The 24,729-nt window shown below is 34.3% G+C and carries 25 protein-coding genes; 21 read left to right on the forward strand and 4 right to left on the reverse strand.

Annotated features, from left to right (window positions below; all coding sequences use genetic code 11):
* Complete coding sequence (locus ASE21_RS05725) at positions 1–354, forward strand: hypothetical protein (protein ID WP_057121607.1); 354 nt, start codon at positions 1–3, stop codon at positions 352–354.
* Between the two features lie 4 nt (positions 355–358).
* On the opposite strand, the gene ASE21_RS05730 is transcribed toward ASE21_RS05725, so the two are convergent.
* Both ASE21_RS05730 and ASE21_RS05735 read right to left on the reverse strand, forming a co-directional pair.
* On the reverse strand, positions 359–937 hold the full coding sequence (locus ASE21_RS05730; RefSeq protein WP_057121608.1) for a hypothetical protein: 579 nt from the start codon (positions 935–937) through the stop codon (positions 359–361).
* Positions 938–963: 26 nt separating this feature from the next.
* Positions 964–1,515 (reverse strand): hypothetical protein, encoded by a 552-nt coding sequence (locus tag ASE21_RS05735; RefSeq protein ID WP_057121609.1) that lies wholly within the window; start codon positions 1,513–1,515, stop codon positions 964–966.
* A gap of 116 nt (positions 1,516–1,631) precedes the next feature.
* Here ASE21_RS05735 and ASE21_RS05740 point away from each other — a divergent pair, with 116 nt between their 5' ends.
* From ASE21_RS05740 to ASE21_RS05770, 7 genes are all read left to right on the forward strand, one after another.
* The gene (locus ASE21_RS05740) at positions 1,632–4,409 is read left to right on the forward strand and encodes a 2-oxoglutarate dehydrogenase E1 component (protein WP_057121610.1); all 2,778 of its coding nucleotides are present in this window, start codon (positions 1,632–1,634) and stop codon (positions 4,407–4,409) included.
* Positions 4,410–4,491: 82 nt separating this feature from the next.
* Entirely contained in the window at positions 4,492–5,742 is a 1,251-nt protein-coding gene (gene odhB, locus ASE21_RS05745; protein ID WP_057121611.1) for a 2-oxoglutarate dehydrogenase complex dihydrolipoyllysine-residue succinyltransferase, read from the forward strand.
* A 217-nt stretch (positions 5,743–5,959) separates the two neighbouring features.
* Positions 5,960–8,410 carry a TonB-dependent receptor gene (locus ASE21_RS05750; RefSeq protein ID WP_057121612.1) on the forward strand — a complete coding sequence of 817 codons (2,451 nt, stop codon included), beginning with the start codon at positions 5,960–5,962 and terminating at the stop codon, positions 8,408–8,410.
* A 60-nt stretch (positions 8,411–8,470) separates the two neighbouring features.
* Complete coding sequence (locus tag ASE21_RS05755) at positions 8,471–8,803, forward strand: hypothetical protein (protein WP_057121613.1); 333 nt, start codon at positions 8,471–8,473, stop codon at positions 8,801–8,803.
* A gap of 13 nt (positions 8,804–8,816) precedes the next feature.
* Entirely contained in the window at positions 8,817–9,116 is a 300-nt protein-coding gene (locus tag ASE21_RS05760; protein WP_057121614.1) for a hypothetical protein, read from the forward strand.
* A gap of 5 nt (positions 9,117–9,121) precedes the next feature.
* A complete protein-coding gene (locus tag ASE21_RS05765; RefSeq protein ID WP_057121615.1) occupies positions 9,122–10,669 on the forward strand; it encodes a PepSY-associated TM helix domain-containing protein in 1,548 nt (515 codons plus the stop codon).
* A gap of 109 nt (positions 10,670–10,778) precedes the next feature.
* Entirely contained in the window at positions 10,779–11,888 is a 1,110-nt protein-coding gene (locus ASE21_RS05770; protein ID WP_057121616.1) for a PepSY-associated TM helix domain-containing protein, read from the forward strand.
* Between the two features lie 48 nt (positions 11,889–11,936).
* On the opposite strand, the gene ASE21_RS05775 is transcribed toward ASE21_RS05770, so the two are convergent.
* Together ASE21_RS05775 and ASE21_RS05780 are read right to left on the reverse strand one after the other, a co-directional pair.
* Positions 11,937–12,284: a toxin-antitoxin system YwqK family antitoxin gene (locus tag ASE21_RS05775; protein WP_057121617.1), complete on the reverse strand. Its 348-nt coding sequence runs from the start codon at positions 12,282–12,284 to the stop codon at positions 11,937–11,939.
* Positions 12,285–12,494: 210 nt separating this feature from the next.
* Positions 12,495–13,490 carry a TlpA family protein disulfide reductase gene (locus ASE21_RS05780; RefSeq protein WP_057121618.1) on the reverse strand — a complete coding sequence of 332 codons (996 nt, stop codon included), beginning with the start codon at positions 13,488–13,490 and terminating at the stop codon, positions 12,495–12,497.
* Between the two features lie 156 nt (positions 13,491–13,646).
* Between ASE21_RS05780 and aspS the strand changes: the two genes are divergently transcribed.
* The 13 genes from aspS to nuoK all read left to right on the forward strand — a co-directional run bounded on the left by aspS (position 13,647) and on the right by nuoK (position 24,724).
* Positions 13,647–15,398, forward strand: a complete 1,752-nt coding sequence (gene aspS, locus ASE21_RS05785) for an aspartate--tRNA ligase (protein WP_057121619.1) — start codon at positions 13,647–13,649, stop codon at positions 15,396–15,398.
* 306 nt (positions 15,399–15,704) lie between these two features.
* Complete coding sequence (locus ASE21_RS05790; protein ID WP_007137066.1) at positions 15,705–15,899, forward strand: cold-shock protein; 195 nt, start codon at positions 15,705–15,707, stop codon at positions 15,897–15,899.
* A gap of 243 nt (positions 15,900–16,142) precedes the next feature.
* On the forward strand, positions 16,143–16,508 hold the full coding sequence (locus ASE21_RS05795; protein WP_057121620.1) for an NADH-quinone oxidoreductase subunit A: 366 nt from the start codon (positions 16,143–16,145) through the stop codon (positions 16,506–16,508).
* Positions 16,509–16,657: 149 nt separating this feature from the next.
* A complete protein-coding gene (locus tag ASE21_RS05800) occupies positions 16,658–17,206 on the forward strand; it encodes an NADH-quinone oxidoreductase subunit B (RefSeq protein ID WP_057121621.1) in 549 nt (182 codons plus the stop codon).
* Position 17,207: 1 nt separating this feature from the next.
* Positions 17,208–17,729, forward strand: a complete 522-nt coding sequence (locus ASE21_RS05805; protein WP_057121622.1) for an NADH-quinone oxidoreductase subunit C — start codon at positions 17,208–17,210, stop codon at positions 17,727–17,729.
* Between the two features lie 18 nt (positions 17,730–17,747).
* Positions 17,748–18,986: an NADH-quinone oxidoreductase subunit D gene (locus ASE21_RS05810; protein ID WP_057121623.1), complete on the forward strand. Its 1,239-nt coding sequence runs from the start codon at positions 17,748–17,750 to the stop codon at positions 18,984–18,986.
* A gap of 182 nt (positions 18,987–19,168) precedes the next feature.
* A complete protein-coding gene (locus ASE21_RS05815) occupies positions 19,169–19,699 on the forward strand; it encodes a complex I 24 kDa subunit family protein (protein WP_057121624.1) in 531 nt (176 codons plus the stop codon).
* A 1-nt stretch (position 19,700) separates the two neighbouring features.
* Positions 19,701–21,068: an NADH-quinone oxidoreductase subunit NuoF gene (nuoF, locus tag ASE21_RS05820; protein WP_057121625.1), complete on the forward strand. Its 1,368-nt coding sequence runs from the start codon at positions 19,701–19,703 to the stop codon at positions 21,066–21,068.
* Positions 21,069–21,152: 84 nt separating this feature from the next.
* Positions 21,153–22,181: a 2Fe-2S iron-sulfur cluster-binding protein gene (locus tag ASE21_RS05825; RefSeq protein ID WP_057121626.1), complete on the forward strand. Its 1,029-nt coding sequence runs from the start codon at positions 21,153–21,155 to the stop codon at positions 22,179–22,181.
* 3 nt (positions 22,182–22,184) lie between these two features.
* The gene (gene nuoH, locus ASE21_RS05830) at positions 22,185–23,237 is read left to right on the forward strand and encodes an NADH-quinone oxidoreductase subunit NuoH (protein ID WP_057121627.1); all 1,053 of its coding nucleotides are present in this window, start codon (positions 22,185–22,187) and stop codon (positions 23,235–23,237) included.
* A gap of 82 nt (positions 23,238–23,319) precedes the next feature.
* Entirely contained in the window at positions 23,320–23,865 is a 546-nt protein-coding gene (locus tag ASE21_RS05835; protein WP_057121628.1) for a NuoI/complex I 23 kDa subunit family protein, read from the forward strand.
* Complete coding sequence (locus ASE21_RS05840) at positions 23,865–24,404, forward strand: NADH-quinone oxidoreductase subunit J (protein ID WP_057121629.1); 540 nt, start codon at positions 23,865–23,867, stop codon at positions 24,402–24,404. The genes ASE21_RS05835 and ASE21_RS05840 overlap by 1 nt, the downstream gene beginning before the upstream one ends.
* On the forward strand, positions 24,404–24,724 hold the full coding sequence (nuoK, locus tag ASE21_RS05845) for an NADH-quinone oxidoreductase subunit NuoK (RefSeq protein WP_057121630.1): 321 nt from the start codon (positions 24,404–24,406) through the stop codon (positions 24,722–24,724). The genes ASE21_RS05840 and nuoK overlap by 1 nt, the downstream gene beginning before the upstream one ends.
* Positions 24,725–24,729: the final 5 nt, after the last annotated feature.

The following is a 24,729-nucleotide window of genomic DNA, read 5'->3' on the forward strand; positions in this document are numbered from 1 at the left end:
ATGTTTCCGATTCCTGAAAATACCGATTTTTTATTGGCTGATGCCGAAAGAGAAAATTTATATTTAAGTTTGATTGAGCAGATTAATAAAGATTTTAATCTGGCAAATGAAGGAATTGATTTCCCGTTAAGCATTTCACCCGAGGAATTAAAAATCCAGCTTCACGAAAAAATCTACCGAATGATTCAGTATAAATTTGCTGAATATTTGAATCTGCTATACATTATTGATGTTCCGGAAAATGAAATAAAAAGTCTTGATGGTTCTGATTTTGTAATTCTGGCCGAACAGGTTGCCTTTTTAATTTTAAAAAGAGAATGGCAGAAGGTTTGGTTTCGTAATCACTATAAATAGAGAATTAGTCTGTTTCCAAATTACTATACCTTTCTGGTCTTACGATTTTTTTTAATTTATCCAATTCCGTCCAAAGTCCAAAATATTGAACATCTATTTTACTACCTATAATTTGGAAACGCCCGCATTTAAAACAAATCTTTGCTATTCCAATTATCTTTTGCTTCTTTTTAAAAATAAAAATGTCGCGATACTCAGGAACGCATGCATATGCATTCATTTGCAGAGAATCTTTTTCACTAAATATATCTTCGATCTCTTTTTGCTGTTTGTCAGACAATTTAGACTTCTGATAGTTGTGGCTTATTAAAGTTTTTTCAAAATCTTTTTTCGGAATACTATCAGGAAAATATCCCATAAATAAATCTTCAAACTCTTGATGTTTTTTTGATTTTTTACTTTTCCCATTAAAATCAATTATGCTTTCAAGAGTGTAATTCACAAAATAATGATCGATTTTATCAGAATCAAAAAAAGGTCGCAGCTCTTTTTTTACAACTTTTTTATCTGCTGCTTCTGCTTTATTTGAATTTTTACAACTCGAAATTATAATAACAATAAGTATAAAAATATATTTTTTCACTTTGAGGGTTTTAAAAACTTAGCCACTTAGAAATAAACACGAACAAAAGGCATAAATCCAGAACCATAAAGACTTTTATCAGGATTATATAAAACATCGTAACGTGCGCCAATTGTTACATTTCCGGTTCTGTAACCAGCTCCGAGATATAGGGCTGTATTCCAATAAGCATCAGAAAAAGCCGGTCTGTTTATGTTAGATTCATATCGTGTATCGACTCTTACCTGCTCTAACTCTGCAGACAACTGAACTTCCGGAATTGGGTTTACCAGCGTGATTAAGCTTCCGCCGTACACATACGATTCATAATAATTTTTAGAAGATAAATAACCAAATTGTAAACCAACACCAAAAGATACAATTTCGTTAACATTATAAATGGCACTTGGCATGACTGAGATATCGGTATAACCGGAACCAATTCCTAAACCCAGACCGCCTCCAAATTGTACTTTATCCCAAAAATGATTTTTGTTATCAATAATATACGTTTGCTGCGCATTTGCGTAACTTGAGAATAAGACTGTCAAAATCACAAAAAAAGATCTGCAATCGATTGAAAATTGTTTTTTATTCATAGTTAACGTTTATTTTAACAAATTTTTACGTAAAAGTACGTAAAAAAAAGATTTAAATAAAGGCGATTGTTGTACTTTTGCCATTCTATTTAACAAAAAGTATATTCACTAATATTATGGATAGGTTTTCATTTTTAAATGCAGCGCATACCGAATTTTTTGCACAATTATACGATCAATATTTAGTTAACCCAGACAGCGTTGAGCCTAGCTGGAGAAGTTTCTTTCAAGGTTTTGACTTTGGACAAACGACTTATAATGACGAAAATCCAGTGCAGACGATTGTTGAGTATGTGACTAGCCCAAACACAGATTACAGTCAGGTTTCAGAAAAACTGCAAAAAGAATTTAACGTTCTAAAATTAATTGATGGATACCGTACACGCGGACATTTGTTTACAAAAACAAATCCGGTTCGTGACCGCAGACAGTCTTCTCCAACTTTAGATATTGAGAATTTCGGATTATCTGCAGCTGACCTTTCAACTGTTTTTGATGCTGCACAAACAATTGGAATACCTCCTTCTTCTTTAGAAGCGATTGTAAATCGCCTAAAAGCTATTTACTGCCAGCATATTGGGATTGAATATATGTACATCAGAAATCCTGGCGTTGTAAAATGGATTCAGGAAAAACTGGCTGTAAATGTTAATCAGCCTAATTTCTCTACAGAAGAAAAGAAAACAATCTTAAATAAATTAAATGAAGCTGTTTCTTTCGAAAACTTTTTACACACTAAATATGTGGGTCAAAAACGTTTCTCGTTAGAAGGTGGAGAATCTATCATCCCGGCTTTAGATGCTTTGATCGAGCAGGCTGCAGAAAAAGGTGTTGAACAATTTGTAATGGGAATGGCTCACCGTGGTCGTCTGAATGTTTTGGCAAACATCTTCGGAAAATCTACTCAGGATATTTTTGGTGAGTTTGACGGTAAAGATTACGATCAGGAATATTTTGACGGTGACGTAAAATACCACTTAGGCCTTACTGCCGACAAAAAAACAAGATCAGGAAAAAGCATCAACATCAATTTAGCACCAAACCCTTCTCATTTAGAAACTGTTGGAGCTGTTATTGAAGGTATTACAAGAGCAAAACAAGATAAATATTACGCTGACGATTTCTCTAAAGTGTTACCAATCGCTGTTCACGGTGATGCTGCAATTGCAGGACAAGGTATTCTTTACGAGATTATCCAAATGGCACAGCTTGATGGTTACAAAACCGGAGGGACAATTCATATTGTAATTAACAATCAGGTTGGATTTACAACAAATTATTTAGATGCTCGTTCATCAACTTATTGTACAGACGTTGCAAAAGTTACACTTTCTCCAGTATTACACGTAAATGCTGATGACGCTGAAGCTGTTGTACATGCGGTTTCTTTTGCATTAGACTACAGAATGCAGTTTGGACGTGACGTATTTATTGACCTTTTAGGTTATAGAAAATACGGTCACAACGAAGGTGACGAACCTCGTTTTACGCAGCCAGTTTTATATAAAATCATTGCTAAACATAAAAACCCAAGAGACATTTATGCTGAGAAATTACTTTCTGAAGGCGTAATTGATGCTTCTTATGTTAATGGTTTAGAAAAAGAATACAAATCTGCACTTGAAGAAAACTTAGAAGCTTCACGTAAAAAAGATTTGACTATTATTACTCCATTCATGAAAAATGAATGGGATGGATTTGTTCAGGTTACGGACACGCAAATGCTTCAAAAAGTAGATACAACTTTCTCTAAAGAAGGTTTAACTGCTGTTGCAAATGCTATTTCTAACTTACCGGAAGACAAAAAATTCATCAGCAAAATCCAGAAATTAATCAACGACAGAAAAACAATGTTCTTCGAAACCAATTTATTAGATTGGGGAATGGCTGAGCATTTAGCTTACGGATCTTTATTATTAGAAGGTTACGATGTTCGTATTTCTGGTCAGGATGTTGAAAGAGGAACTTTCTCTCACCGTCATGCAGTTGTAAAAGTAGAAGATTCTGAAGAAGAAGTTGTTTTGATCAACAATTTAGAAGGTAAAAAAGGAAACTTTAATGCCTACAATTCTCTTTTATCTGAGTATGGAGTTTTAGGATTTGATTATGGATATGCTTTGGCAAACCCGAAAACACTGACAATCTGGGAAGCACAATTTGGAGATTTCTCTAACGGAGCGCAAATTATGATTGACCAGTATATTTCGTGCGGAGAAGATAAATGGAACAACCAAAATGGTATTGTTTTATTATTACCTCACGGATATGAAGGACAAGGTGCAGAACACTCTTCTGCAAGAATGGAGCGTTACCTACAACTTTGTGCAAGACAAAACATGTATGTTGCCGATTGTACAACTCCGGCAAACTTCTTCCACTTGCTAAGAAGACAAATGAAAACTAATTTCCGTAAACCTTTAATAGTTTTCTCTCCAAAAAGTTTATTACGTGATCCAAGATGTGTATCTACAATTGAAGAGTTGGCAAACGGAAGTTTTCAGGAAACAATTGATGACAATACAGTAGATAAAAAGAAAGTAAAAACTTTAGTTTTTGTTACTGGTAAATTCTACTATGACATCGTTGCAGAAAGAGAAAACAACGGAAGAAATGATGTTGCAGTTGTTCGTATCGAACAATTGTTCCCATTACCAGTTGAGCAGTTAAAAGCAATTATCGCGCAATATCCAAATGCAGATGATTATGTCTGGGCTCAGGAAGAACCTAAAAACATGGGGGCTTACAGCTTTATGCTGATGAACTTTGATCTTGTAAAATGGAGATTAGCTTCATTAAAAGCTTACGCTGCTCCGGCATCCGGAAGTTATACACGTGCAAAACGTCGTCACGCAGATGCAATTAGAATGGTATTCGATAAAAATTTATTCAGATAATAAAAAAATTGTTTCAGGTTTCAGGTTTCAGGTTTGACAAAGCCTGAAATTTGAAACTAACTAAACTTTAAACAAAAACAAGATGATTTTAGAAATGAAAGTCCCATCACCAGGGGAATCAATAAAAGAAGTTGAAATTGCAACTTGGTTAGTAAAAGACGGAGATTATGTAGAAAAAGATCAGGCTATTGCTGAAGTTGATTCAGATAAAGCTACTCTTGAATTACCTGCTGAAATGAGCGGTGTAATTACACTAAAAGCTGAAGAAGGTGATACAGTTGCAGTAGGTGCTGTCGTTTGTTTAATCGATACAGATGCCGCAAAACCAGCAGGATCTGCTCCAGCAGCAGAAGCCCCTAAAACTGAAGCACCAAAAGCTGAGGCTCCAAAGGCTGAAGTAAAAGCTGAAGCTCCTAAAGCAGAAGCACCAGCAGCAGCAGCAGCAACAAGCTATGCAGCCGGAACCCCATCTCCTGCAGCGAGAAAAATATTAGACGAAAAAAATATTGCTCCGGCTACAGTTTCAGGAACTGGTAAAGGAGGAAGAATTACTAAAGATGATGCTGTAAATGCAGTACCTTCTATGGGAACTCCAACTGGCGGAAGCCGTGGAACTGAGCGTACAAAATTATCTATGTTACGTCGTAAAGTAGCAGAAAGACTGGTTTCAGCTAAAAATGAAACAGCTATGCTTACTACTTTCAACGAAGTAAACATGACACCAATTAACCAAATCCGTAACGAATACAAAGATGCTTTCAAAGCGAAACATGGCGGTTTAGGATTAGGTTTCATGTCATTCTTTACAAAAGCAGTTACAAGAGCTTTACAATTATATCCGGATGTAAACTCAATGATGGATGGTGATTATAAAATCGCTTATGATTTTGCTGATATCTCTATCGCAGTTTCCGGACCAAAAGGATTAATGGTTCCAGTTGTTCGTAATGCTGAATTGTTAACTTTCCGCGGAATTGAAGCTGAAATCAAAAGATTGGCTTTAAGAGCCCGTGATGGTCAAATTACAGTTGACGACATGACCGGAGGAACTTTTACAATCACAAACGGTGGTGTTTTTGGAAGTATGTTAAGTACTCCAATTATCAACCCTCCTCAATCAGGAATTTTAGGAATGCACAATATTATTGAGCGTCCTATTGCTGTAAACGGAAAAGTGGAAATTCACCCAATGATGTATGTTGCACTTTCTTATGACCACAGAATTATCGACGGACGTGAGTCTGTTGGTTTCTTAGTGGCAGTAAAAGAAGCTTTAGAAAACCCATTAGAACTATTAATGAATGGCGATGCTAAACGTGCTTTAGAATTGTAATCAGAATATTTTTCAATACATACAAAAACCTGTTCATTCATTTGAGCAGGTTTTTTTTGTTCCAAAAACAATATAAATACTGCGTATACTGTTAATTTTTTAAAAAAATGTAAATTTTACCTTTTTAAAAATATTTTATTTAGAATAAATAAAAACAACTTGTTTTTTGTGCTTTCAAAACATACATTTGCACTATTAAAATTAATTCTAAATAAAAATGAAATCCAAATCCACTCTTTTCTTTTTGAGCTTTTGTTTTTTCTTATTAGCCGCCAGTACATTATTCGCACAAGAAAAAGCTTCACTAAAGGGTCAAATAACTTTAAATAATAACGAATCAGCCGAAAGCATTTCTGTCGTTTTAAAAGGAACAAAATACGGAACAACGACAAATGAGGGAGGTAATTATTTATTAAAGAATATTAAACCGGGAACTTATACCATTAAAGTTTCGGGAGTTGGAATTACAACAATTGAAAAAAAGATTACTGTTAATGAAGGACAAGATTTAACAGAAAACTTTACTTTAAACGCAAATTCTGAAGAATTGTCAGAAGTTGTAATCAATGGAGGCAAAACAAATCATTATGCTCGCAAAGAAACTCAGCAAGTATCAAGACTGCCTCTTAAAAATCTTGAAAATCCACAAGTTTACACTACAATTACCGGAGAAGTTTTAAAAGAGCAGGTTGTTACTAACTTTGATGACGCGTTAAAAAATGCGCCTGGAATTACACAGCTTTGGGCTGCAACAGGCCGCGGCGGAGATGGAGCCGGTTATTATTCTCTTCGAGGATTTGCTGTACAACCCACTATCGTAAATGGCTTACCAGGTTTAACAAACGGAAGTTTAGATCCTGCAAACATTGATAGAATTGAAATTATAAAAGGACCATCAGGAACTTTGTTTGGAAGCAGCCTGATTTCTTATGGTGGTTTAATCAATACAACAACTAAAAGACCTTATAAAACTTTTGGAGGAGAGGTTAATTATACTGTTGGGAGTTATGGTTTAAATCGTGTAACAGCAGATTTAAATACACCTTTAAACGATAAAAAAACATTGAATTTCAGAATAAACTCAGCCTATAACAAACAAAACAGTTTTCAGGATGCCGGTTTTAGAGAATCATTTTTTGTTGCTCCGTCTTTATCTTATAATGTTAATGACAGATTATCGTTTTTAGTTTTAACCGAGTTCATGAGCAATGAAACTACAAATCCAACAATGTTATTCTTAGACAGAGCAAACCCTTTAAGAGTTCATAACATTAATGAATTAAAATATGATAACAAACGTTCTTATACCAGTAACGAATTAACGATCAAAACTCCTTCTTATAATATCCAGACTCAAATGAATTATAAGATTTCTGATCAATGGACTTCTCAAACTGTTTTCTCTACAAGTTCGGCAAAATCAACAGGAAATTATGCTTATTTATATGAAGGAACAAGCAGCACTTCTATCACAGACGGAATTGTTCTTGCAAGATATTTTACCTATCAGGACAATAGAAATATTACAACAGATATCCAGCAAAATTTTATTGGTGATTTTAAAATCGGAAGTTTAAGAAACAGGCTGGTTGTTGGTTTTGATTATTTCAAAAGAACTGCAACGGATCATGGAAGCGGCTATTTTGGCAATGGATACGTTTATATTGGAGATGACTTACAGTCATTTAATAATATGGTAGGCGCACAAACTAATGGCGATACCGGAGATTTAACAAAAGTTGGTTCTGATGCAATTGTGGGTGACAGCCCAAGAAATAACAGTAAAACTAAGCAAGAAGTAATCAGTGCTTATTTTTCAGATGTAATTAATATTACCCCTGCTTTATCTGCAATGGTAAGTTTGCGTGCAGATCGTTTTTTAAACGGCGGAGATACTTCTACAGATGCTGACAATTACAATCAAAATGCATTGTCGCCTAAATTTGGTTTAGTTTATCAGCCAGTTATAGATCAGGTTTCTATTTTTGCCAACTACATGAACGGATTTACAAATGTTGCTCCGGGAGAAAATGTTGTTGGAACAACAAGAACTCCAAAAACTTTTGATCCGGAACATGCTAATCAATTTGAAGTTGGTACCAAACTTAACATCTTCAAAGACAAACTTTATGCTACTTTAAGTTACTATGATATCAAAGTTACAGATCAGGTTTATAGTGTAAGACCAAATGCAACTGACGCAACCTATTATCAGGACGGCGGTCAGCACAATAAAGGTTTTGAAGCAGAATTTATTGCAAATCCTGTAAACGGACTAAACATCATTTTAGGATATAGCTATAATGATGCAACATTAACCAGAGGAGATGCCGATTTTGTTGGTTTCAGACCGGAAAGTGCGGGTGCATATAACTTAGCCAACCTTTGGGCAAGCTACAAATTTACTGAAGGTTTGTTAAGAGGTTTTGGTTTAGGTTTTGGAGGAAATTATGTTGGAGACAACAAAATAATGAACAGATCTGTTTCGGGAACATTTACAATTCCTGAATATACTGTACTTAATTCTTCTTTATTTTATAATACTGAAAGATTTGGTATAACGCTAAAACTAAACAACATCGCAAACAAGGAAATCTATGACGGATGGTCAACCATACATCCAAAAGATCCTAGAACTTTTGCAGCAAGTTTCACTTACAGATTCTAATATATAAACATACAACACCTTTTTATTGCTATAGAAAGGTGTTTTTAAATTTTTAAGATTATGATAACAATAGCAAGCCTTATCGTTTTTTTAGCTTTTTACACTTTATATTATACCTCAAAAAGAGCCGCATTATCTTATGATTTAGGTTTTGAAAAATGGATGCAGAAAAATCCAAAGCAAACCAAAATCACAGGACTGCTGCTTCTTGTAATTGCTTACACAATGTGGCTTTTTACGCAGTCATTAGGTTGTGGTACTTTAATGTTTTTTATTCAGCTAATGGCAATTGGGAGCTTAATTATCATTCTTACACCTTTAAAAAAAATAAACAGTAAAGCGCTTCTGGCCATTTTAATTATTGCTGCTTTATTAGAATTATATTACAACTAAATACACTCAATAAATGCCAGCAAATCCAAAATATTTAACTCCTGCATTTTGGCCGCGTTTTGCCAAAATTACAGCCGCTATTTTAGGCGGTTACTTTGTTTCTGTTACTTTTCATTTAGCCTTGGCTTCCTGGTTTTACAGACCTGAAGTTTTAATGACAATGGCTTTTAGCGGATTTATTCTTTGGGTTATTTTAATGGTTCTTGCATTTCTGGCAAAAAGCGGACTGAAAATCTGGGGAATATATATTCTTCTTTCATTGTTTTTTTCCCTTCTTATTTATCTTGGTCAAACTTATAATCCTACCGCATAATAATTATGAATAACCGTCATTATAATATTTATTTTCATACCCATACCGTTAGCGGAATTGTGATAAGTGTGGTGCTTTTTGTAATTTTCTTTGCAGGCTCTTTTTCTTTTTTTAGAGATGAAATTGTCAATTGGGAAAGAAGTGAATCTACTGCTGTCACAAAAGAGATTCAATTAGATTATAACAATGCCTTAGAAAATATTGACAAAAAATACATTTTACACGGAAGAAATATTACCATATCAAAACCATCTGTTGAAAACAGGGTTGCGGTTTATATGGAAGGAACCAAAGACACATTGGCGCCGGCCAAACAAAAAGAAGAATCGTTTTTCTATCTGGACAATAAAAATTTTAAACCCTACACTTATGAAGAATCTTATTCATTGGGAGAATTTTTATATCGTCTGCATTTTCTTGCTCAAATTCCATATCCGGTTGGATATTATCTTTCTGGATTTACAGCTTTATTTTTCCTTTTTGCAATTGTAACCGGACTTTTACTGCATTGGAAAAAAATAGTTTCTAATTTTTATGTTTTCCGTCCAAAGGAAAAATTAAAAACATTATGGACAGATGCACATACGGCATTAGGAATGATCGGGCTTCCATTTCAGTTTGTTTATGCCGTAACCGGTGCATTTTTCATGATAAAACTTTTAATTGTAGCACCCGCCGTAATGGCATTATACAAAGGTGATGAAAGCAAATTATATAAGGAATTAGAATATAACGATCCCGATTATAAGTTTGAAAACAAAAAACTAACAGCATCTTTTGACATCAACCAGCTCGTTTCTAAAGCAAAAAACAATTGGTCTGATTTTGAAATTACACGCGTTTTTATTCAAAATTATGGCGATGCTAATATGCACGTTTTAGTCGAAGGCGAGTTATTGAACGACAAAAAATTTACCGGAATAGGAAAAGTAGTTTACCGCATTTCTGATGGGAAAGAAATTGCCCGCAAAAATCCTGTTACCCAAAACGGTTATATTGATATTGTAAAGAATGTTTTATACCGAATTCATTTTGGAGATTATGGCGGCTATGCGCTTAAAATAGTAAGTTTTATTTTGGGAATTATAACTTGTTTTGTTATCATTTCAGGAGTTATGATTTGGTTAACAGCGAGACAAAAAAACAATTTACCAGAAAAGAAAAGACGTTTTAATGCTGCTGTAGTTCATATTTATCTGGCGATTTGTTTAAGTATGTATCCAATTACAGCTCTTTCTTTTATTGGTGTAAAAATATTTTATCCGTTGAGCCAGACGAATTTATTTAGTTTATATTTTGGCGGATGGCTGCTGCTCACCATTTTCTTTATCATTAAAAAGAATGATGCTTTTACAAATAAATTTTGTTTAATTTCCGGAAGCATTCTTGGATTTTTAATTCCAATTACAAACGGAATCATTTCCGGCAATTGGTTCTGGACTTCATTTATGCAAAACAAAGTTCAAATCTTTTTTATCGACGTTTTCTGGATTGTTTTGGCTTCAATAACATTATATACTGCTTTTCATTTAAAAACTAAAAAAGTTTCTTAAAAAGAAATATGTTTCTATTTACAAATGTGTTTTTTTGAATCTCACAAAATATTTATAATAACTTGTCACTTATAAATTTTGCGTATACATTTACGTTTTTAATCAAAAAATGGGATTTAAAAAGAAAATACGTTTTCTACATAAATGGCTCGGGTTAATTTCCGGGCTTATTGTTTTTATAGTTTGTATTACCGGTTGTGTGTTTTGTTTTCATGATGAAATAAAGGACGTTACCCGAAAAGAATGGCGTTTTGTAGAACCACAAAACAAACCATTTTTAATGCCTTCGTTATTACAGGAAAAAGCAAAAGAAATTCTCCCAAAATACAAACAATCAATGGTTTCCTATTATGGAAAAAACCGTTCGGCAATTGTTTTTAATTATTCAGATACAGAAAATTTATACCTTTATTTTAATCCATACACAGGAAAATATTTAAAAACAGAAAATCCTAAAACTGATTTTTTTATTATTGTCGAATACATTCATTTGTATTTACTCCTTCCGGATTATATAGGAAAACATATTATTGGCGCTGCAACTATTATTTTTATTGTTTTATTAATTTCAGGAATTATTCAGTGGTGGCCCAAACGCAAAAGCGATATTAAAAGAAGTTTTACCATTAAATGGAATGCCAAATGGCGTCGGGTAAATTATGACTGGCACAATACTTCCGGATTTTATATTGCCTTAATTGCACTTGTTCTTGCCATAACAGGTTTAACTTTTACCTATGAATGGGTTGGCGACGGAATTTACAAAACTTTTAATTTTGGCGGAGATAAGGCTGCAGAAACAAAAGCACCTGTAATCGACACCGCCAAATACAATTCAAACTCCATAATGGCTGTTGATCGCGCTTTTATTCAAACAATGAAATTACAGCCAAAAGCTGAAATGTTTTTTGTTTTATTTCCACAACAAAAAGGTGACGTTATCAATACAGGAGCTTATCCGCATACATTGCGTTATGATCATCAGAGCAATTACTATTTTCATCCGGGTGATGGAAAACTTATTCAAAGCGATCCTTATCATTCTAAAAGTTTAGGTCTCAAGGTTGTCGAAATGAATTATGGAATCCATACCGGACAAATTCTGGATTTGCCCGGAAAGATTGTCGCTTTTACAATTAGTTTAATTGCTGCTGCATTACCTGTAACTGGTTTTTTAATTTGGTTTGGAAGAAAGAAAAAGTCAAAAAAGAAGAAATAAAAAAACCGCTTTTATAAAGCGGTTTTTTTATAATTTTTCGAAACTAAATTAGTTTCTGTTTGCTAAAGCATTTTTCTGTAAGTTTTTAACTGAACTTACTTTATTATCAACGTAAGCAACTTCACTTAAACTATTTTCATTAAAGTAAATCCATTTTCCGGTTTTTACTCCGTCTGCATATTCTCCCACGGATTTTTTATTTCCACTTTCATCATATGATACCCAGACACCGTCTAATTTCCCATCCTTAAAAAAGCCTTCTTGCTGCACTTTACCATTTTCATAATAATAGGTAGCTTTTACTTTGTTTCCAACTGCTTCCAATTCCGGTTTTACTTCTTGTGCAGCTAATATTCCAGAGAACAAAACCGCTGCTAAAATTACACTCTTTTTCATATCTTTAGGTATTAATGTTAAGAAATCATTACCAAATATAATCAAATGTTTACATTAAAAAAACTTTTGCTTAACAATTTGGTAACATTGAATAAAAACTTAACATTGGAAATTTCCCAAAAACAACAAAACCAACGCTAAGGCATTGGTTTTACTGGGATTTTAGTCAATAACTAAAATTACGATAACGTTATAAATTTTGTCAATAATTTAGTTCAATAATGCATCTAACTGCTTTTGAAGCTCTGGAGAAGAAGGTCTTTCAGCATCTGAATTTAAAATATTTCCTTTTGGATCAATTAAAATAAATCTCGGAATTCCGGTAACACCATAATTTACAACAAACTCTGATTCCCAATCTTTATCTGCAAATAGTTGTACACCTCCTAAATTTTTATCGGTTACAAATTTTTTCCATTTTTCATTGTCTTTCGCTTTATCAATAGAAATACTCACAAACTCAATATTTTTTCCGTGATATTTTTCTTCAATCTTTTGCAAATAAGGAATTTCGGCTCTGCAAGGTGCACACCAAGTTGCCCAAAGATCAATATAAACGTATTTTCCTTTTAAATCGGCAAGTTTGGTTTTTCCGCCTTTAAAGTTTTCATAATCAAATTGAGGAGAAGTTTTTCCAACCATTTTTTTTGCGCTGGCAGTTCTTTCATATTCCTGATACGCATATTGGCTAAAACTTTCAAAACTGGTTTTTAGCGCCGTTTTAAATTCCGGATCAAAGTCGCCTTTTTCTAAGTTTTCAAGATCTGTCTTTTTCTTTGTTTCCAAAAGTGCCAAAAATTCTGCTGACTCTTTAGCAAATGCTTCATTTTGAAATTTTTCGTCTTTTAAAGCCTGCTGTGCCAAAAAGTTGCTTTCATTTACACCTTTACCTTTATATAAAATAGTCTCATCAAATTCTTTTGCATTCATCGTTAAATTAACATCAGAATCTGGTTTTAAATAAAGATTAGAAGATTCTGTACCGTCAGAAAACATATAAAATCCTTTTGGAGCTTCAAAAGCGGCAGTAAAAACTCCTTTTTTATCAATTGGAATAACTTGTTTAAAATTATTTCTTCCTTTAATAACTAAGGTATCACTGTTTCTATTCTCAATTTTGGCTGTAAATTTTATTTGATTTTTGGCTTGACCAATGACATTCAATGCGCTAAAAATCAACAGACCGGTCACAAAAAGTTTTTTCATAGTATTAAAGTTTGTTTTTAGTGATTCAAATCTAAAGAAATAACAGCTTTGAAATTTCAGAATTAACAAAATATTTAAAATTATGTACATCAAGTTTATCACTTTGCTATATTATCTTGAATTTTGTATTTACTTTTGCAGTCTAAAATTGAGATTATGTATAGAAGTCATAATTGCGGCGAATTAAACGCTTCAAATATTAATGCCGAAGTTACACTTGCGGGATGGGTTCAAAAATCACGTGATAAAGGATTTATGAATTGGGTCGATTTACGCGACCGTTATGGAATTACACAACTTATTTTCGACGAAAGTCGTACCGATAAAACCGTTTTTGAACTGGCCAAAACTCTTGGTCGTGAATTTGTAATTCAGGTAAAAGGAACTGTTATTGAGCGTGAAGCCAAAAACAAAAACATTCCGACTGGTGAAATCGAAATTTTAGTTTCAGAACTGACTATTTTAAATTCTGCATTAACGCCTCCATTTACTATTGAGGATGAAACAGACGGTGGTGAAGACATCAGAATGAAATACCGTTATTTAGATATTCGTAGAAATCCGGTAAAAAATAGTTTATTGTTTCGTCATAAAGTAGCGATGGAAGTTCGTAAATATCTATCAGATTTAGATTTTTGCGAAGTTGAAACGCCTTATTTAATCAAATCGACTCCGGAAGGAGCAAGAGATTTCGTTGTACCAAGCCGTATGAACGAAGGTCAGTTTTATGCTTTACCGCAATCGCCGCAAACTTTCAAACAGCTTTTGATGGTGGGTGGAATGGATAAATATTTTCAAATTGTAAAATGTTTCCGTGACGAGGATTTACGTGCAGACCGCCAGCCGGAGTTTACACAAATTGACTGCGAAATGGCATTTGTGGAACAAGAAGACATTTTGAATGTTTTTGAAGGATTGACAAGACATTTATTAAAAGAAATAAAAGGTATTGAAGTAGATAAATTCCCAAGAATTACCTACGATTATGCGATGAAAACATACGGAAATGACAAACCGGACATTCGTTTCGGGATGAAATTTGGAGAATTAAACCAATTTGCACAACACAAAGAATTCCCAGTTTTTAATTCGGCTGAATTAGTAGTGGGAATTGCAGTTCCGGGAGCAGGAAATTATACCCGTAAAGAAATCGACGGATTAATTGACTGGGTAAAACGTCCCCAAGTTGGCGCTTCGGGAATGGTTTACGTGAAATGCAATGAAGACGGAACTTTCAAATCGTCTGTAGATAAATTTTACGATCAGGACGATTTAACTAATTGGGCAAAAGCTACAGAAGCAAATCCGGGCGATATGATTTTTGTACTTTCCGGACCTGCAAACAAAACCCGTGCGCAATTATCTGCGCTTCGTATGGAATTAGCGACTCGTTTAGGATTGCGTAATCCTGAAGAGTTTGCTCCTTTATGGGTTGTAGATTTCCCATTGTTAGAACTTGATGAAGAAAGCGGTCGTTATCATGCTATGCATCATCCATTTACGTCTCCAAAGCCGGAAGATATTGCTTTATTAGAAACGGATCCCGGAAATGTACGTGCAAATGCATACGACATGGTTTTAAATGGAAACGAAATTGGCGGAGGATCCATTCGTATTCATGATAAAGCAACACAGCAATTAATGTTTAAATATTTGGGTTTTAGTGAAGAAGAAGCAAAAGCTCAGTTTGGATTCCTGATGGATGCTTTTCAGTTTGGAGCACCGCCGCATGGAGGACTTGCTTTTGGATTAGATCGTTTGGTAGCTATTTTAGGAGGTCAGGAAACGATTAGGGATTTTATTGCATTCCCTAAAAATAATTCCGGCCGCGATGTAATGATCGATGCACCTGCTGCAATCGATGAGGCACAATTAAAAGAATTACACATAAAAATTGATTCTATATAAAATAAAGAATTTTAAAATTCCTAAAAAGCGGCTGAAATTTTCCAGCCGCTTTTTTATTTTTCGAAAAGTATAAAAATAATCCTAAAATATTGATTTTTAAAAATATCAAATTCCTACAATTCACTTGTTTTTATATTCCTACAATTAATGATTCTCAAATATTGGTGTTTTCTGTATAAATTGACGCAATAAACTACGTAAAAACACTGTAAATCAATAATTTTTACAAAATTTTAACAGGTATATGTCTTTTATATGGATTTAAATATTACATTTGTTTTATTATAAATTATTATTACAATTACAATGCGTACAGGTACAGTAAAATTTTTCAATGAATCTAAAGGTTATGGATTCATTACAGACGAAGAAACAGGAAAGGACATCTTCGTTCACGCTTCAGGAATTAACGCGGAAGAATTACGCGAAGGTGACCGTGTAAGCTACGAAGAAGAAGAAGGAAGAAAAGGGAAAGTTGCTGCTAAAGTAGCAGTAATCTAAGAAAAATATAGCAATTTATTTTTTTTGCCTCTGAATGGTTTTAAAAACGTTTCGATTAATTTCGAAACGTTTTTTTTTAGTCTATTTCTTAAAAAAATATTAAAAAAACCAACCGTTATTTATAATCAATAAAAATTACAGGTAAACATGGTTTTCGAAGGTACTTATGTCCTCCTTTAGTTTGTGATTTACGTAGTTGAAAGTTATCTTTGTGGCTTATTCTTAAGTAAAAAAGCTAAGCTTATGCAATCTGATCAATACAGTTACATTCCTATCTTAATGCAGTTCATTCTAGCCGTAGGTTTTGTGGTAGGAACAATCATTATTTCTGGAAAATTAGGCCCAAAAAGAACCTCTGAAGTTAAAGATAAAAACTTCGAGTGCGGTATCGAATCTGTCGGTAATGCCCGCATTCCTTTTTCTGTAAAATATTTCCTTGTTGCTATCTTGTTTGTATTGTTTGACGTAGAGGTAATTTTCCTTTACCCGTGGGCAGTAAACTTTAAAGATCTTGGCGTAGAAGGAATGCTGAAAATGGTTGTTTTCATGGCATTACTTTTAGTTGGATTTTTCTACATCATCAAAAAGAAAGCTTTAGAGTGGGAATAAATATTTTAAAGTTTAGATTGTTGATTTTAGATTTATCTAAAAACTCCGATGTAAAGTTTGAAATTAAAATTAAACTGATTTAAAAAATTGATTTTCTATTTTCAGGATTTACCCAAATCTAAAATCTAAAATCAGAAATCTAAAATAAAATGAGCGATTCAAATGTAAATATGGTTGCGCCACCGGAAGGAGTTGTAGGAGAAGGTTTCTTCGCTACAAAACTAAATGATGTTGTTGGTTTGGCACGCGCGAATTCTCTTTGGCCTTTACCTTTCGCAACATCTTGCTGCGGAATTGAGTTTATGGCAACAATGGCATCACATTATGATTTAGCACGATTTGGATCTGAGCGTGTGAGTTTTTCTCCCCGTCAGGCTGACATGTTATTAGTAATGGGAACTATTTCTAAAAAAATGGCTCCAATTTTAAGACAGGTTTACGAACAAATGTCTGAGCCACGCTGGGTAATTGCTGTTGGTGCATGTGCTTCTTCAGGAGGTGTTTTCGACACTTACTCAGTTCTGCAGGGAATTGATAAGGTAATTCCGGTAGATGTTTATGTTCCCGGATGTCCTCCAAGACCAGAACAAATTGTTGATGGAGTAATGAGATTACAAGAATTGGTAAAAAGTGAATCTGTCAGACGCAGAAGCTCACCAGAATACCAGGAATTATTAGCTTCATATAATATCTCATAAGATGGCTTTAGAAAATACCCTGATTCAAGATAAACTTACAGAAACATTTAATAACGATGTTTTTAACTTTCAGCAAGAAAGAGATATTTTTACTTTAGAAGCATCTGCTGATAAAATTACGGCATTAATTCTATTCTTAAAAAACGATACTGAACTGCGTTTTAACTTTTTAACAGATTTATGCGGAATTCATTATCCCGATAATGATTCTGAGCGTCAGTTTGCAATTGTATATCATTTACATAACTGGTATGAAAATAAACGTCTTCGAATTAAAGTTTATCTGAATGGCGAAAAACCTGAAATTAAATCTATTTCAAATATCTTCTTAAGTGCAAACTGGATGGAAAGAGAAACATACGATTTCTTTGGAATCAATTTTATTGGTCACCCGCAATTGAAACGTATTTTGAATATGGATGAAATGATGTCTTTCCCAATGAGAAAAGAATTTCCAATGGAAGACAGTGGAAGAACTGATAAAGACGACAGATTCTTCGGAAGAACAGTATCAAATAGCTAAATAATTCAACATTATAAAATGTCAGAACTATTATTACCACCAGAGCATCGTTATGCTAAAATAATTAAGGAGAAACTAAACGAAGACGGAAGCGAACTTTCTGTACTAAATTTAGGTCCTACTCACCCGGCAACCCACGGTATTTTCCAAAATATCTTATTGATGGATGGTGAAAGAATTTTAGAAGCTGAACCAACTATTGGTTACATTCACAGAGCTTTTGAAAAAATTGCCGAAAATCGTCCTTTTTATCAAATTACACCTCTTACTGACCGTATGAACTATTGCTCCTCTCCTATTAACAATATGGGATGGTGGATGACTCTGGAAAAACTGTTAGGCATTGAAGTTCCAAAAAGAGCACAGTACTTAAGAGTTATTGTAATGGAGCTTGCGCGTATTACAGATCACTTAATCTGTAATTCTATTCTTGGTGTTGATACTGGTGCATATACCGGATTCTTATATGTTTTTCAATTTAGAGAAAAGATTTACGAAATCTACGAAGAAATTTGTGGTGCTCGTTTAACAACCAATATGGGAAGAATTGGCGGTTTTGAAAGAGACTGGTCTCCGGAAGCTTTTAAAAAACTAGATACTTTCCTTGAAGAATTTCCAGTTGCCTGGAAAGAATTCGAAAACTTATTCGAAAGAAACAGAATTTTCCTTGACAGAACTGTAAACGTAGGTGCAATCTCAGCAGAGAAAGCAATGGCTTACGGATTTACAGGTCCAAACCTTCGTGCTGCAGGTGTTGATTATGACGTTCGCGTAGCGCAGCCTTACTCATCTTATGAAGATTTTGATTTTATTGTCCCTGTTGGAAAATCAGGAGATACATACGATCGTTTCTGTGTTCGTAATGCTGAAGTTTGGGAAAGTTTAAGCATTATTCGTCAAGCTTTGGATAAAATGCCAGCTGGAAACGAATACCATGCTGAAGTTCCTGATTACTACCTTCCTCCAAAAGAAGATGTATATAATTCAATGGAATCTTTGATTTATCACTTTAAGATCGTAATGGGAGAAGTTCCTGTTCCGGTTGCCGAAATTTACCACCCGGTTGAGGGAGGAAATGGAGAACTAGGTTTTTATTTAGTAACTGACGGAAGCAGAACTCCATATAGATTACATTTCAGAAGACCTTGTTTTATTTATTACCAGGCTTATCCTGAAATGATTAAAGGAGCTTTATTATCAGATGCAATTGTTATTCTTTCAAGTTTAAATGTAATTGCAGGAGAATTAGACGCGTAAAGAATTTTAGATTTAAGATTTTAGATTTTAGATTGCTTTGCAAATTTTAGAATTTAGATTTATAAATCTAACCTTATATAAAGATTGAAGAATCTAAAACTTAAACACAGATTGCAGAATACGGATTGTAGATAAAGATTTGAAAAAATCTAAAATCTAAAATCTAAAATCTAAAATTAAAAATGGAACGTAAACATTACAAACAAGAAATAAACATGACTGAGGCATTGATCGCTCGTATCAATGAATTAATTAGTCATTATCCGGAAGGCAAACAAAAATCGGCTTTACTGCCTGTTTTGCACGAAGTGCAGGATGCGCATAACAACTGGCTTAGCATTGAATTGCAGGACAAGGTTGCCGAAATTCTTCAGATAAAACCAATTGAGGTTTATGAAGTGGTGACTTTTTACACCATGTTTAACCAAAAGCCAATTGGAAAATATATGTTTGAGTTTTGCCAGACTTCTTGCTGCTGCTTACGTGGTGCTGAGGATTTAATGGATTACACTTCTGAAAAACTAGGAATCAAAATGGGGGAGACAACTCCTGACGGAATGTTTACCATTGCTGGTGTAGAATGTTTAGGTGCCTGCGGATACGCTCCAATGATGCAGTTGGGAGATTTTTACAAAGAGAAACTGACAGAAGAAAAAATCGATCAGATAATAGCTGATTGCAGAGAGGATAAAATAATATTACACGATAAATAAGATGTCACAAAAAATATTATTAGATAAAATCAATATTCCTGGTATTAAAACTTATGAAGTATATCGCCAAAATGGTGGTTATGCTTCTGTAGAAAAAGCGCTAAAAACACTTACACCAGACGAAGTAACTGAGGAAGTAAAAAAATCAGGTCTTAGAGGACGTGGTGGTGCTGGTTTCCCTGCCGGAATGAAATGGAGTTTTATTGACAAAAAATCCGGAAGACCAAGACACTTAGTGTGTAATGCCGATGAGTCTGAACCTGGAACTTTCAAAGACCGCTTTTTGATGGAATATATTCCTCACTTATTGATTGAGGGAATGATTACATCAAGTTATGCTTTGGGAGCTAACCTTTCGTATATCTACATTCGTGGAGAATATATGTGGGTATTCAAAATTTTAGAAAGAGCAATCGCCGAAGCTAAGGCCGCAGGCTGGTTAGGAAAAAATATATTAGGTTCAGGTTACGACCTTGAACTCCATGTTCACTGCGGAGCCGGAGCTTATATCTGTGGAGAAGAAACTGCACTTATTGAGTCTCTTGAGGGAAAAAGAGGAAATCCTCGTATTAAACCGCCATTCCCTGCTGTATCAGGACTTTGGGCAAACCCAACTGTAGTAAACAATGTTGAAACTATTGCAACGGTGCCTTGGATTGTAAACAATTCCGGAGATGATTATGCTAAAATTGGTATTGGTCGTTCTACAGGAACTAAATTAATTTCTGCTTCTGGCCACATTAAAAATCCGGGAGTTTACGAAATTGAATTAGGTTTAAGTGTTGACGAATTCATGAATTCTGATGAATATTTAGGAGGAATGTCTTCAAGCCGACCTTTGAAAGCATTTGTACCAGGAGGTTCTTCTGTGCCAATTTTACCAGCTGAATTAATTTTTAAAACAGCAAACGGAGAAGACCGTTTAATGACTTATGAATCTTTAAGTGATGGTGGTTTTGCTACAGGATCTATGTTAGGTTCAGGAGGATTTATCGTATATAATGATACAGCATGTGTTGTTAGAAACACTTGGAATTTTGCCCGTTTTTACCACCACGAATCTTGCGGACAATGTACTCCTTGCCGTGAAGGAACCGGATGGCTGGAAAAAATCTTATGGAGAATTGAAAACGGTCAGGGTCGTGAAGAAGATATCGAATTATTGTGGAGTATTCAAAGTAAAATCGAAGGAAACACAATTTGTCCTTTAGGTGACGCAGCGTCTTGGCCGGTAGCAGCCGCTATTCGCCACTTTAGAGATGAATTTGAATATCACGTTCGTTTCCCTGAAAAAATCAAAAACAGAGATCACTTTGTTGCTGAACCTTTTTCACAAGTTAAACACTTAGTAGGCAAACAAACAGTTTAAAATATAGTTTCAAGTTTCATGTTTTTTTAGTTTCAATTTCAACCTGAAACTTTAAACTTGAAACTAAAAAAACAAAATAAAGAGATGAAAGTAACCATAGACGGTCAAAGTATAGACGTAGAACCAGGAACAACAATCCTGCAGGCTGCACGTATGATTGGAGGGGATTTAGTACCGCCAGCCATGTGCTATTACTCAAAATTAAAAGGCAGCGGCGGTAAATGTCGTTGTTGTTTAGTTGAAGTTTCCAAAGGAAGCGAGGCTGACCCAAGACCAATGCCAAAATTAATGGCATCTTGCGTAACAGGATGTATGGACGGAATGGAAGTAAACAGCAAATCGTCTGCAAGAGTAACGGAAGCGCGTAAGTCTGTAACGGAATTTTTACTAATCAACCACCCATTAGACTGTCCTATTTGCGATCAGGCCGGGGAATGTGATTTACAAAATTTAAGTTTCGAGCACGGAAATCCGAAATCTCGTTTTATCGAAGAAAAAAGAACATTTGAACCAGAAGATATTGGTCCGAATATTCAACTGCATATGAACCGTTGTATCCTTTGCCAAAGATGTGTACAAGTTGCAGATCAATTAACAGACAACAGAGTTCACGGAGTATTAGACCGTGGTGACCACGCTAATATTTCTACAGGAATCTCTAAAGCAATTGACAATGAGTTTTCCGGAAACATGATTGACGTTTGTCCGGTTGGAGCTTTAACAGACAAAACTTTCCGTTTTAAATCAAGAGTTTGGTTTAATAAACCTTATAACGCACACAGAGAATGTACTACTCCGGGTTGCTGCGGTAAAACTACAGTTTGGATGTTTGGTGGAGAAATTCAACGTGTAACGGGTCGTAAAGACGAGTATCATGAAGTTGAGGAATTCATTTGCAACAGCTGTCGTTTCGATCATAAAAATGTAAGTGACTGGGTTATTGAAGGTCCTAGAGAATTTGAAAAAGATTCTGTTATCAACCAAAATAACTACACTCAAAAACTAGAAAAAGTTGAAATCGATACTGAAAAGAACATTCTTTTAGGGCGCGATGTTGACCGTAAAAAAATTAGTATGGCCGCAATTCCATTAACTACAAACGATAAAAAATAAGAAATGGAAAGTGCATTTATTATAGAAAAAAGTGTTGTTATTGTTATCGTTTTTGCGGTAACAATGATTATGGCAATGTATTCTACCTGGGCAGAACGTAAAGTTGCTGCTTTTCTTCAGGATCGTGTGGGGCCAAACCGTGCAGGATGGGGAGGATTATTACAGCCATTAGCTGATGGTATGAAATTATTCTCAAAAGAAGAGTTTTTTCCAAATACACCAAATAGATTTTTATTCGTTGTAGGCCCTGCAATCTCAATGAGTACGGCCTTAATGACCAGTGCTGTAATTCCGTGGGGAGACAGACTTCATATTTTTGGAAGAGAAGTAATCCTTCAGGCAACTGATATTAATATTGCTTTATTATACATTTTCGGAGTTCTTTCTGTTGGAGTTTATGGCATCATGATTGGAGGATGGGCTTCAAACAATAAATTCTCATTAATGGGCGCAGTTCGTGCTGCTTCTCAAATGGTTTCTTATGAAGTTGCAATGGGATTATCGATGATTGCATTATTGATGATGACCGGAACAATGAGCTTAAAAGAAATATCATTACAGCAGTCTGAATGGCACTGGAATATATTATACCAGCCTCTTTCTTTTTTAATTTTCTTAATTTGCTCATTTGCAGAAACTAACAGAACTCCATTTGACTTAGCAGAATGTGAGAGTGAATTAATTGGAGGTTATCACACAGAGTATTCATCAATGAAAATGGGATTCTATTTATTTGCTGAATACGCAAGTATGTTTACTTCTGCAACTATTATTTCGGTATTATTCTTTGGAGGTTATAACTATCCGGGAATGCAGTGGATGGTAGAAAATGTTGGTGTAAATACCGCTAACATATTAGGAATAGCAGTATTGTTTGTAAAAATATGTTTCTTCATTTTCTTTTACATGTGGGTACGCTGGACAATTCCAAGATTTAGATATGACCAGTTAATGAACTTAGGATGGAGAATTTTAATTCCGCTTTCGATTATTAACATCATGATTACTGGTGCCGTTATATTAAGACACGATATTGCAGCAGCTTTAGGATTCTAAGAACCGTAATTGGCTTCAAATAAAAACAAAATAGATTTGAATTTGACTGATCAAATTTGAATCATAAATTATAATAGTAAAAATGTCAATAGAAACTATATCATTATCGGGTAGAAAAAAGGTGGTGTCAAATAAGGACATGACTTTTATTGAACGATTGTATCTTGTGGCGATTATAAAAGGTTTGTTTATTACGCTTAAACACCTTTTTAGAAAAAAAGTTACGATTCATTATCCTGAACAGGTTCGTACGATGAGTCCGGTTTATCGTGGCCAGCATATGCTGAAGCGTGATGAGCAGGGCCGTGAGAATTGTACTGCCTGCGGATTGTGTGCTTTATCTTGTCCTGCGGAAGCTATTACAATGAAAGCCGGAGAACGCAGACCAGATGAAAAACATTTGTACAGAGAAGAAAAATATGCTGAAATCTATGAGATTAATATGCTTCGTTGTATTTTCTGTGGTTTATGTGAAGAAGCCTGTCCAAAAGATGCTATCTACTTAACAACATCTAAGGTATTAGTTCCTGCTAGTTATGACAGAGAAGATTTCATTTTTGGAAAAGACAAATTAGTAATGCCTTTAGAAATGGCAATTAAAAATACTCAACTTAATAACGCTAACTAATGATACACATTCCAGATCTTGCAAACGCAACTCCTGTAGGAGTAATATTTTGTATCTTAGCGTTTATTACGGTAATTACGGCTTTCATGACAATTTTTAGCCGAAATCCAATTCACTCTGCTATTTATTTAGTGATTTGTTTCTTCTCAATTGCCGGTCATTATTTATTATTGAATTCTCAATTTTTAGCTGTTGTCCATATAATAGTGTACTCTGGAGCGATTATGATTTTGTTCCTGTTTACGATCATGCTTATGAACTTAAACGAACAAAAAGATGTTCACAGACCCCGAATTACTCGTTTAGGAGCTATTGTTTCTTTTTGTTTGATTGTTATTGTTTTAATTGCAATTTTCATCAATTCAAAACCAATTGTAGGAGATTACGATTCGACCGGAGAAGATTTCCAATCTATTAAAGTATTGGGTAAAATATTGTTGAACGAATATATGGTGCCTTTTGAATTTGCTTCGATTTTACTTTTGGTTGCGATGATTGGAACTGTATTATTGTCTAAAAAAGAAAAATTAAATAAATAATGGGTAATATATTAAATCAAATAGGTATTGAAAATTACATCTTTTTAAGTGTTGTACTTTTTTGTATTGGTGTTTTTGGTGTATTGTACAGACGAAATTCAATTATCGTTTTCATGTCTATCGAAATTATGCTTAATGCAGTAAACCTTTTATTTGTGGCTTTTTCAACATACCATCAGGATGCTCAGGGACAAGTTTTTGTATTCTTTTCGATGGCTGTTGCAGCTGCTGAAGTTGCAGTAGGACTGGCGATTTTAGTTGCTATTTTTAGAAACATCGGCTCAATTAGTATCGATAATTTAAAAAACTTAAAAGGATAAAATAG

Origin of the sequence: Flavobacterium sp. Root901, from assembly GCF_001429765.1 — a bacterium.
Classification (GTDB): domain Bacteria; phylum Bacteroidota; class Bacteroidia; order Flavobacteriales; family Flavobacteriaceae; genus Flavobacterium.

What these genes read in the sequence shown, in the direction of transcription:
- ASE21_RS05725 (WP_057121607.1), top strand. Translation starts at nt 1, where the DNA reads ATGTTTCCGATTCCTGAAAATACCGATTTTTTATTGGCTGATGCCGAA.
- ASE21_RS05735 (WP_057121609.1), bottom strand. Translation starts at nt 1,515, where the DNA reads ATGAATAAAAAACAATTTTCAATCGATTGCAGATCTTTTTTTGTGATT.
- ASE21_RS05740 (WP_057121610.1), top strand. Translation starts at nt 1,632, where the DNA reads ATGGATAGGTTTTCATTTTTAAATGCAGCGCATACCGAATTTTTTGCA.
- odhB (WP_057121611.1), top strand. Translation starts at nt 4,492, where the DNA reads ATGATTTTAGAAATGAAAGTCCCATCACCAGGGGAATCAATAAAAGAA.
- ASE21_RS05750 (WP_057121612.1), top strand. Translation starts at nt 5,960, where the DNA reads ATGAAATCCAAATCCACTCTTTTCTTTTTGAGCTTTTGTTTTTTCTTA.
- ASE21_RS05755 (WP_057121613.1), top strand. Translation starts at nt 8,471, where the DNA reads ATGATAACAATAGCAAGCCTTATCGTTTTTTTAGCTTTTTACACTTTA.
- ASE21_RS05760 (WP_057121614.1), top strand. Translation starts at nt 8,817, where the DNA reads ATGCCAGCAAATCCAAAATATTTAACTCCTGCATTTTGGCCGCGTTTT.
- ASE21_RS05765 (WP_057121615.1), top strand. Translation starts at nt 9,122, where the DNA reads ATGAATAACCGTCATTATAATATTTATTTTCATACCCATACCGTTAGC.
- ASE21_RS05770 (WP_057121616.1), top strand. Translation starts at nt 10,779, where the DNA reads ATGGGATTTAAAAAGAAAATACGTTTTCTACATAAATGGCTCGGGTTA.
- ASE21_RS05775 (WP_057121617.1), bottom strand. Translation starts at nt 12,284, where the DNA reads ATGAAAAAGAGTGTAATTTTAGCAGCGGTTTTGTTCTCTGGAATATTA.
- ASE21_RS05780 (WP_057121618.1), bottom strand. Translation starts at nt 13,490, where the DNA reads ATGAAAAAACTTTTTGTGACCGGTCTGTTGATTTTTAGCGCATTGAAT.
- aspS (WP_057121619.1), top strand. Translation starts at nt 13,647, where the DNA reads ATGTATAGAAGTCATAATTGCGGCGAATTAAACGCTTCAAATATTAAT.
- ASE21_RS05790 (WP_007137066.1), top strand. Translation starts at nt 15,705, where the DNA reads ATGCGTACAGGTACAGTAAAATTTTTCAATGAATCTAAAGGTTATGGA.
- ASE21_RS05795 (WP_057121620.1), top strand. Translation starts at nt 16,143, where the DNA reads ATGCAATCTGATCAATACAGTTACATTCCTATCTTAATGCAGTTCATT.
- ASE21_RS05800 (WP_057121621.1), top strand. Translation starts at nt 16,658, where the DNA reads ATGAGCGATTCAAATGTAAATATGGTTGCGCCACCGGAAGGAGTTGTA.
- ASE21_RS05805 (WP_057121622.1), top strand. Translation starts at nt 17,208, where the DNA reads ATGGCTTTAGAAAATACCCTGATTCAAGATAAACTTACAGAAACATTT.
- ASE21_RS05810 (WP_057121623.1), top strand. Translation starts at nt 17,748, where the DNA reads ATGTCAGAACTATTATTACCACCAGAGCATCGTTATGCTAAAATAATT.
- ASE21_RS05815 (WP_057121624.1), top strand. Translation starts at nt 19,169, where the DNA reads ATGGAACGTAAACATTACAAACAAGAAATAAACATGACTGAGGCATTG.
- nuoF (WP_057121625.1), top strand. Translation starts at nt 19,701, where the DNA reads ATGTCACAAAAAATATTATTAGATAAAATCAATATTCCTGGTATTAAA.
- ASE21_RS05825 (WP_057121626.1), top strand. Translation starts at nt 21,153, where the DNA reads ATGAAAGTAACCATAGACGGTCAAAGTATAGACGTAGAACCAGGAACA.
- nuoH (WP_057121627.1), top strand. Translation starts at nt 22,185, where the DNA reads ATGGAAAGTGCATTTATTATAGAAAAAAGTGTTGTTATTGTTATCGTT.
- ASE21_RS05835 (WP_057121628.1), top strand. Translation starts at nt 23,320, where the DNA reads ATGTCAATAGAAACTATATCATTATCGGGTAGAAAAAAGGTGGTGTCA.
- ASE21_RS05840 (WP_057121629.1), top strand. Translation starts at nt 23,865, where the DNA reads ATGATACACATTCCAGATCTTGCAAACGCAACTCCTGTAGGAGTAATA.
- nuoK (WP_057121630.1), top strand. Translation starts at nt 24,404, where the DNA reads ATGGGTAATATATTAAATCAAATAGGTATTGAAAATTACATCTTTTTA.